Raw genomic sequence first — 7704 nt, forward strand, 5'->3', positions numbered from 1 at the left:
GGTTGTCACACGAGAGCCCGTACTTGCGGGCGAGGTAGCCGATGCCTCCGCCGAGAGTTAGTCCAGCAACACCAGTTGATCCAATGATGCCTCCGGTGGTGGCAAGGCCGAATGCGCTCGTGGCGTGGTTGAAGTCCGCCCACGTCACTCCGGCTTCGGCCCGTGCTGTCCCGTTGGCGGGATCCACGCGCACGCCCCGGGAGTCGGTGAAGTCGATGACGAGGCCGCCGTCGCAGGTCCCGAACCCGGGCGCGCTGTGGCCGCCGCCGCGCAGCGCCAGGTCCAGGCCGGTGTCCCGCGCGAAGTTCACGCCTGCGATGACGTCCGCGACTTGCGACACACGCAGAATGGCCGCAGGGCGTTTGTCGATCATTCCGTTGAAGACGGCACGCGCGGTGTCGTAGTCCGCCTGATCGCTGGTGATGACCTGGCCCCGCACTTTCTCCTGGAGGGCCTGGAAAGAGCTGTTGTCCACCGTGTACTCCGATTCACCCGGGCGGGGCAGGCCCGGGCAACTGGGCACGGCCACTGGGGCAGTGCCGGGTAATTGGTTTAGCAGCCGACGGGGCCCTGCGTCTTGGAGGGCAAAAGCCTATGCCGCAGGCTTCCACAGCGGCGGAGACCGGATGCACCTTGGCAACCAGCAGGGTCGCGCGGTTTGCCTTGGCGTGATTTCAGAAAACGAGGTTAGCCAGCGTCCCAACGGGTTACAGCACGGCTACTGGGTAAATTACTCCGGCCCCAAACGGCGGTCAATAACCTAACGCGCGGGTCCCGCCTTGTCCGTTCGTCGAGGACGGGAACTGTCGCCCGGCGCTGTGGGAGGCGCGGGCGTCACCTCTGGCGTCGCCGGCCGGGGCGCACCAGCGTGACCCACAGGTGCCACAGCATCGCGGCAAAGGTAACAAGGAACGCCGCGACAGCCAGCCACAGTTCCGTGCGTCCGATCAGCGCCACCAGGGGAAGTTGGTCGGCGCGCCCCAGATAGATCCCGGCAACGGCGTACATGCCCAGCGGGAAGATGACGCTCCAGAGGCCGGGTTCGTAGGACAGTGGCACGCGGTGGATTCCGTGCCGCCACCATCCGGCGGCGAGGAGGACCGGGAAGAGCCACGAGGCGAAGGCCCAGAAAACCACCGAGGAGCCGGCCACGAGCCCCCGCGTTGCGTCCACCATCGGCGCGCCGGCCATTTCGACGATCCGCGCCCCGGCGAGGACGCTGATGGCCATGGCGCCCATGGCCACGAAGTACGACGGGCGCAGGTCCTCGGGCCGGATGGGGTAGGTCATCAGCCGCAGCGAGACGAAGATCCCCACCGCCGCATACAGGATGAGCCCCACGGACCAGGCGACGACGGCGACCAGCGCCAGTGCCGCGCGCCAGTCCGGCGCGGCGAGGGGTTCCAGCGACGCCGCCCCGACCGCCACGGACTGACTGGCCACGCACCAGATGAACCAGGAGCCGTTGGCGTCCTTCAGCACGGGCCGCTCGTCCCGGCCCAGCACCGCGGTCCACGGCACAACGTAGCCCAGCACCACCCAGGCGAGCACTGCGAGGGCCAGTAGCGCCGCCGTCGTCCCCGGCCACCCGGCCATCCCCAGGCGCACGCCGAGCACATTCGTTCCGGCGATGAAGGTGAAGAAGCCGAACGCCCGGCCGGGGTCCAGGAAGTCGCGGCGCACGTCCGCGCGGAACCTCGCCAGGCGCACCAGGCTGAGCACCAGGATCACGGCGTAGGACACCGCGCAGACCACCAGGAGCGCCGCCGACAGTGCGCCGAAACCTTCGAGCTCGAGCCCCACCGAGATGATGCCGCTGGCCATCGTGAGGGCGAAGTACCCGGGCGTGAGGGTCTGCACCGCTTGCGAGACACGGGAGCCGGGGCGGTTCCGGTCGTCGGTGGCTGTGGTCATGGCACCCAGCTTATGACTTGTCGGTTTCACCCCTGCCTTCGCGGGCCGCGTCCCGCGAAGGCAGCGCTGCCTGAACCAGTGCGCCGTGCGTCAGGGCCTGCGGATAGTTGCCGAGCAGGTCGTCGGTGGCCGGGCTGGGCTGGCGGGGGCGGGCTAGCGGCTGCTGACGAGGATTTCCGGGGAGTCCTCCGAGGACTTCTCTGGGAGCGTTTCGCCCAGGTCCTTCTCCTTGGATTCTTTGGCCAGGTACGTTGCCACGATGCTGATCAGGCACACGCCGGCCACAAAGAGTGCCACCATCGGGTAGTTGTTGCCGCCGCCGGTGGCGAGGATCGAGATTGCGATCAGCGGCGCGAAACCCGATCCGATTGTGGACCCCAACTGGTAACCCAGCGAAGCGCCGGAGTACCGGTTTCCGGTGCCGAACATCTCGGCGATGAATGAGGCCAAGGGCCCGAAGATGGCAGAGTGAATCAGCGCGTTGCCAATGAGCAGCGCCACCAGGCAGAGCCAGGTATTGCCCGTGCTAAAGGCATAGAGYATTGGATACGCGAAGACCAGCCCCACGGTTGAGCCACCCAGAATCACAGCGCGGCGGCCCACCTTGTCCGAAAGGGCACCAAAGAACGGCATTGAGACCACGTGGACAATGGCAGCCACTGCCTGAACCATCAGCGCGTCGGGAACCGAGACGCCGTTCTTGGTCATCATCGAGAGAGCAAAAGTACCCATAAGGGCCAGGTAAACGAATGCCCCAACCGAACTGAACGCCGAGATCGCCACGGCCTTGGGGTACTTCGTCACCACAACCCACAACGGGGAACGGACCTTCTCACCCTTCTTCTTCGCTGCTTCTTCCATCATTTCCTTGAACAGCGGCGACTCCTGGACCGAGAGACGGACCCAGAGCCCGATAGCCACGAGCAGGGCACTGACCAGGAAGGGAATGCGCCAACCCCATGCGAAGAACTGTTCATCCGTCATGACGGTCCGGACGGCGAGGACAATCGTGGTGGAAAGCAGGGTGCCCGTGGCAGCGCCGACGTTTGCGATGCTCGAAGCGAACCCGCGGCGCCCCTTCGGTGCATGTTCCAGGGCCAGCAATGCTGCGCCTCCCCATTCCCCGCCAACCGCAATTCCCTGCACTACCCGCAGCGTTACCAGGAGGATTGGGGCCGCGACACCGATCATCTGGGCCGGGGGAATGAGCCCGATCAGCACACTCACACCACCCATGAGGGACATGGTGATTACGAGCATGGATTTACGGCCGACCTTGTCTCCAAAGTGACCGAAGATCATCCCGCCGATCGGACGGGCGATGTAGCCCACCGCGAGGGTCGCGAACGAGGCTAGAAGGCCGCCGAGGTCTCCGGCTCCCGCGAAGAAGACCTTCGAAAAGACACCCAGGCTGGCGATAACCCCGTATAGAAGGAAGTCGTAATACTCGATCGAACTTCCCAAATAACCGGAAAGTATGACTCTCTTCAATTGGGGTGAGAGTTTCTTGTCAACTGCTGGCTGTGTGCCGGTGGGCATGGTGCTCCAAAGTTCGTATCAAAGGCATTACAGAGAGAGCCTCAGTGCTCTCTCCAAGAAGTGATGACCATCGCCGGTGACGGTCCTCACGTGGTCCGTATGAATAGTAGGACCCCAGCTTGTGATTAACCAAAGACTTATTGAGCGGTCATTAGGACGTTGAAGATACTAATCTGCTCAGCGTGACCTTGAAGGTGCGGTGCATCCGACGGTTCTGCCCAGGCGGGACCACGACGCCGGGCGTTGCGTCCCCACGTCGTGGCCGCAGTGCACTCCGCGGCCGCCGACTCAATATAACGAACTGGTAACATGGGGTGAATGCCGAATCAGTCTAGACAAACCCGAGTCACCCAGCTAGATGGGCTGCGCGGGATCGCCGCCCTTGTTGTGGTCGCCTGCCACGTACTCTCCACCCTGCCGACCATTGGACGAGCGGTCTTCAACGACCGGTCCGAGGCGCTCAGCAGCGAAGAGGCCTGGGCCGTGTTCTCACCGCTGCATCTACTCTGGAACGGCACCCCTGCGGTCCACGTCTTCTTCGTGCTCTCCGGCTTCGTCCTGGTCCTGCCGTTCACCCGGCCGGGCGCGGTCCACCGCTGGGCGCCGTACTATGCCAAGCGCCTGCTCCGCCTCTACCTGCCGGCCTGGGCGTCCCTGGCCCTGGCGGTCGCGCTGATTGCGCTGATTCCGCGCTCGACGTCGCCGCTGCAGAGCTCCTGGGCGGACATGTATGTGATCCACCCGAGCCTGGGGCAGATCGCCAAGGACGGCCTGCTCCTGCTCAACGCGAGCACCATCAACACCCCGCTCTGGTCGCTGAAGTGGGAAGTCGTGTTCTCCCTGCTGCTCCCGGTCTACGTGTTGATCGCGCTCCGCTGGCGGCGGCTCTGGCTGGTGAAGCTCGGGGTTGCCCTGCTGCTGGCCGTGGTGGGCGCAGTGCAGCACGTGGACTGGCTGACATATCTGCCGATCTTCGTCATCGGGGCCGTCCTCGGCGTCGAGCGCGAGCGGATCCGCGACCTGACCCGGTCCTGGCCGCGCCCGGTCTGGGTGCCGGTGGCCGCCGCCGGGCTCTTGCTGGCCAACGCGGAATGGTTCAGCCGCGAGCGGCCGATCCTCGGCGTCGAGGCGCTCGTGACTCTGGGTGCGACCCTGATCGTCCTCGTGTTCCTGCTGTGCGAGCCGGCCAAGAAGCTCGGCGACACGGCCGGGGCGCAGTGGCTGGGCCGGGTCTCCTTCAGCCTCTACCTGGTGCACCTGCCGATCATCCTGGCCGGTGTCACCCTGCTCCGGTCGGTCTCGCTGCCCCTGGCGCTCGCCGTCTCCGTCGGCGCCTCCTTCGTGGCCGCTGAGCTGTTCCACCGCTACGTGGAACGGCCCTCCCAGYGGCTCTCGATCGCCGTCGGACGCGCTGTGGAACGCGCTGTGGATCGCGGGGTCCGGCGGGACGTTGCCGTGGCGGAGCCGGCCGCTGCGCCGGTGGCTCAGCCCGTCCGGGAGTTGGCGGACGCGGGGTCGGGGCAGCGGTAAGGGGCGAGGTTGCGGGCAGGCGCCCGGAACCTGCAGCGCCCGCGCCGTCGCTTACCCGGTTGCTCCGCTGACCCGCGCACTAGGATCGCGGGTATGGGGACAGCAGAGGACTTCTTCGACGGGCCGCCCACCGGATTGCCGGTGCCCATGCCGCGCGGAGTGGCGCTGTACCGGGAAGCGGCCGGCCCTCCGGCGGCGGTCCGGCACGTCGGCGGCTRCGCTCCGTTCGTGGAGTTTTACGCCGGCCGCGGAGAGCCGGCCGACGAGCTGGCCTCGGATCCCGCCAGGCTCATCCGGTTCCTCCGCGCATCCGGCGCCGACCTCGACCACGACGGCGGCCTCCGCGCAGCGGCAGCCATCTTCTTGGGGAACGCCCTGGTCCGGCTGAGGCCCGACGCGCACTGGACCACCTATGAGGGCGCCCCGTCGACCGTAGGAAACCGCGAGACGGGCTTCGAAGTCGACCGACTGCTCGACGCGTTGGACAGTGCCGACGACGACGCCGTCCGTGGGCTCCTGTCCAAGCTGGCCGATTGGGCCACGGACGAACCGGACGATTCACCGGCTGCGCGGCCCGTCCCGGTACCCCCGCCGCCGGGCGCGCCCCGCTACGCCCGGCCACCCCTGCCGACGTCGACGTTCTATTCCGCCACGGGGGAGCCCCTCCGCTACGGCAGGCGGTGGGGTGCCGACGGTCCCGACCCGGACACCTACGGCGTAGACAGCCACCCCGAGCGTTTCGCGGGGCTGCACGACGTCGCCCGCGCCCTGATCGACCATCTGGCCGCCGTGTACGACGTCGACGTTGACGAGGATCCGGCCCACGCGGGCGAGCTGCTGCGGGAGGCTTCGGACGTGAGGGGAGCGGTGCGGGTCACGCCGCGGAGTTCGGGGGCGGCGCCTCTGACGTTTGTGTGGACCGGGTATCCCGGCATCATGGTGCACGCCGGGGTGCTGCACGACTTCCCGTTTCCGGTCTGCGGCTGCGATGCGTGCGACGAAACGGCCGAGACCGCCGCGGACCGGCTGGAGCGGCTGGCGCTCGCGGTCGCCGCAGGCGGGTACAGCGAACGCTACCCGGTGGGCCGCCGCCGGTGGAGCGAGTACGCGGTCACCGCCGTCGACGGCTCCGGCTTCGAAAGCGGGCAGGGCGAACCTGGCCCGGTAGACCCTTCCCGCCTTGAGGCGGCGGAGCGCCGGCTGCGGCAGGTGACCGGCGGCTGGGCTGCGTGGCCGCCGCGGCATTGACGTCGGGCGCCAAACGGCGGTGCTGGTCGGCCGTCGTCGGCCGTCTCCCAGCCCGGTGGTAATCTTCTCCGGAAATCTCCTGTACTGTTGATCCTGTTGTTGTGTTTATGCAGTTCGTAGTTCAGGCAGTACGCGCGGTCGAAAGTCCGCGTTCTTCTGAAGCAGCGGTTTTGAGCACCCCAAACAGGAGGACCCGAAAGTCGGGACAGTTCCTCCACCTTCACGAAGGACAAAAATAATGGCTACTGGTACCGTCAAATGGTTTAACGCTGAAAAGGGCTTCGGCTTCATTTCCCCCGATGACTCCTCACAGGATGTCTTCGCACACTACTCCGCGATCGCCTCTTCCGGCTTCCGCTCCCTCGAAGAGAACCAGAAGGTTTCCTTCGAAACCGAGCAGGGCCCCAAGGGTCCCCAGGCCGTAAACATCCAGTCGCTCTAATTCTTTAGAGCTGCGGGACCGTTAGGTTTCGAGCAGGGCCCGTCTTCGGACGGGCCCTGCTTTTGTTTAAGCCGGGTGTGCCAGTCCGCGCCCAAGTAACTCGCAGTAGGTGCCGTTTTGAGCCTTCAAAACGGCACCTACTGCGAGTCAGTTGGGGTGGCGCGCACTCTGGACGGCGCTCACTCTAGACACCCCACACGCGCGGGAGCATCCTGTTGGTGTCCGCGTTGGCCAGCCCACCGGACCCAAGGATCGGCGAGGGAAGCTGGGATCGGATCATGAGCGAATCACCAGAGGCGCGGCAGCGGCTGTCCACCCTGATTGACGACAAACGGCAGGCCATCCGCGCCTACCTGGCCCGCGAACGACCCCGCCGGAACCGGCTCTCCAACGTCAGTATCGTGGGCAGCGCCCTGGCCGCCGTGCTCACCGCCGGGCCCGCGGTGGGCGGCACCAAGTTCACCGAGGCCCTGGGCCGCATCTTCGCGCTTGGCGACGACTCGATCGTGTGGCGGGTGCTGTGCCTGCTCGCCGTGATCCTCTCGGTCGCCGCGGCCCTGTCGACCAACTTCGCCACCTCCCGCTCCGTCGCGGACCGTGTCAGCGCCGCGGAAACCTGCAACGCCCAGCTCGAGGGCCTCGCCGTCTCGCTGGATATCGGGCACATCGACATCGACGAGGCGGTGAAGCTCTACCAGCAGTACTCCGACCAGGTCCCCTTCGTGGACACCGCCGCGGCGCGGTAAGCGGGAGCGCTCAGCCTGAGAACGACGTCGACGTCGGTCGGCCCCGCCCGCCGAGCCGGTCCGCGAACGCGGTCTCCCGAACCCTGGAAGGAGGCAACCTGCCACGCGCGTTCCGTACGCGTCGGCGAACCGGAGCCTCCCGGCGTCGTTATGGTCCCGCTAGCTTTTCCGGCGCGACCCCGCACAGGCGAGCCGGCCCTTCACGGACATCCCGGGCAGGACCGGCTGGTTTGTTAGCGGTGGTCACCGCGACGCCRTCCGGCGGTTACGGCGTCGGCATGCCTC

General features: G+C 66.8%; 7 protein-coding genes. 4 read left to right on the forward strand and 3 right to left on the reverse strand.

Translation table 11 applies throughout. From position 1 onward, the window contains the following. The 3 genes from AB4Y86_RS07450 to AB4Y86_RS07460 all read right to left on the reverse strand — a co-directional run. A partial coding sequence (locus tag AB4Y86_RS07450) for an FAD-binding oxidoreductase (RefSeq protein ID WP_441401492.1) occupies positions 1-475 on the reverse strand: 475 nt, incomplete at its 3' end. Positions 476-834: 359 nt separating this feature from the next. Beyond that, the gene (locus tag AB4Y86_RS07455) at positions 835-1914 is read right to left on the reverse strand and encodes a tellurite resistance/C4-dicarboxylate transporter family protein (RefSeq protein WP_441401494.1); all 1080 of its coding nucleotides are present in this window, start codon (positions 1912-1914) and stop codon (positions 835-837) included. 153 nt (positions 1915-2067) lie between these two features. Continuing rightward, on the reverse strand, positions 2068-3405 hold the full coding sequence (locus tag AB4Y86_RS07460) for an MFS transporter (protein WP_441401496.1): 1338 nt from the start codon (positions 3403-3405) through the stop codon (positions 2068-2070). Between the two features lie 366 nt (positions 3406-3771). Here AB4Y86_RS07460 and AB4Y86_RS07465 point away from each other — a divergent pair, with 366 nt between their 5' ends. From AB4Y86_RS07465 to AB4Y86_RS07480, 4 genes are all read left to right on the forward strand, one after another. Beyond that, positions 3772-4983, forward strand: a complete 1212-nt coding sequence (locus AB4Y86_RS07465; protein ID WP_441401498.1) for an acyltransferase family protein — start codon at positions 3772-3774, stop codon at positions 4981-4983. Between the two features lie 93 nt (positions 4984-5076). Next, positions 5077-6231, forward strand: a complete 1155-nt coding sequence (locus AB4Y86_RS07470; RefSeq protein ID WP_441401500.1) for a DUF6226 family protein — start codon at positions 5077-5079, stop codon at positions 6229-6231. 238 nt (positions 6232-6469) lie between these two features. Then, on the forward strand, positions 6470-6673 hold the full coding sequence (locus AB4Y86_RS07475) for a cold-shock protein (protein WP_066274236.1): 204 nt from the start codon (positions 6470-6472) through the stop codon (positions 6671-6673). A gap of 278 nt (positions 6674-6951) precedes the next feature. Next, positions 6952-7419, forward strand: a complete 468-nt coding sequence (locus AB4Y86_RS07480; protein WP_441401502.1) for a hypothetical protein — start codon at positions 6952-6954, stop codon at positions 7417-7419. The last annotated feature ends 285 nt before the right edge of the window (positions 7420-7704 follow it).

The sequence above is a fragment of the Arthrobacter sp. 2YAF22_2 genome, from assembly GCF_052114645.1.
In the GTDB taxonomy this organism is placed as follows: domain Bacteria; phylum Actinomycetota; class Actinomycetes; order Actinomycetales; family Micrococcaceae; genus Arthrobacter.

What these genes read in the sequence shown, in the direction of transcription:
- AB4Y86_RS07455 (WP_441401494.1), bottom strand. Translation starts at nt 1,914, where the DNA reads ATGACCACAGCCACCGACGACCGGAACCGCCCCGGCTCCCGTGTCTCG.
- AB4Y86_RS07475 (WP_066274236.1), top strand. Translation starts at nt 6,470, where the DNA reads ATGGCTACTGGTACCGTCAAATGGTTTAACGCTGAAAAGGGCTTCGGC.
- AB4Y86_RS07480 (WP_441401502.1), top strand. Translation starts at nt 6,952, where the DNA reads ATGAGCGAATCACCAGAGGCGCGGCAGCGGCTGTCCACCCTGATTGAC.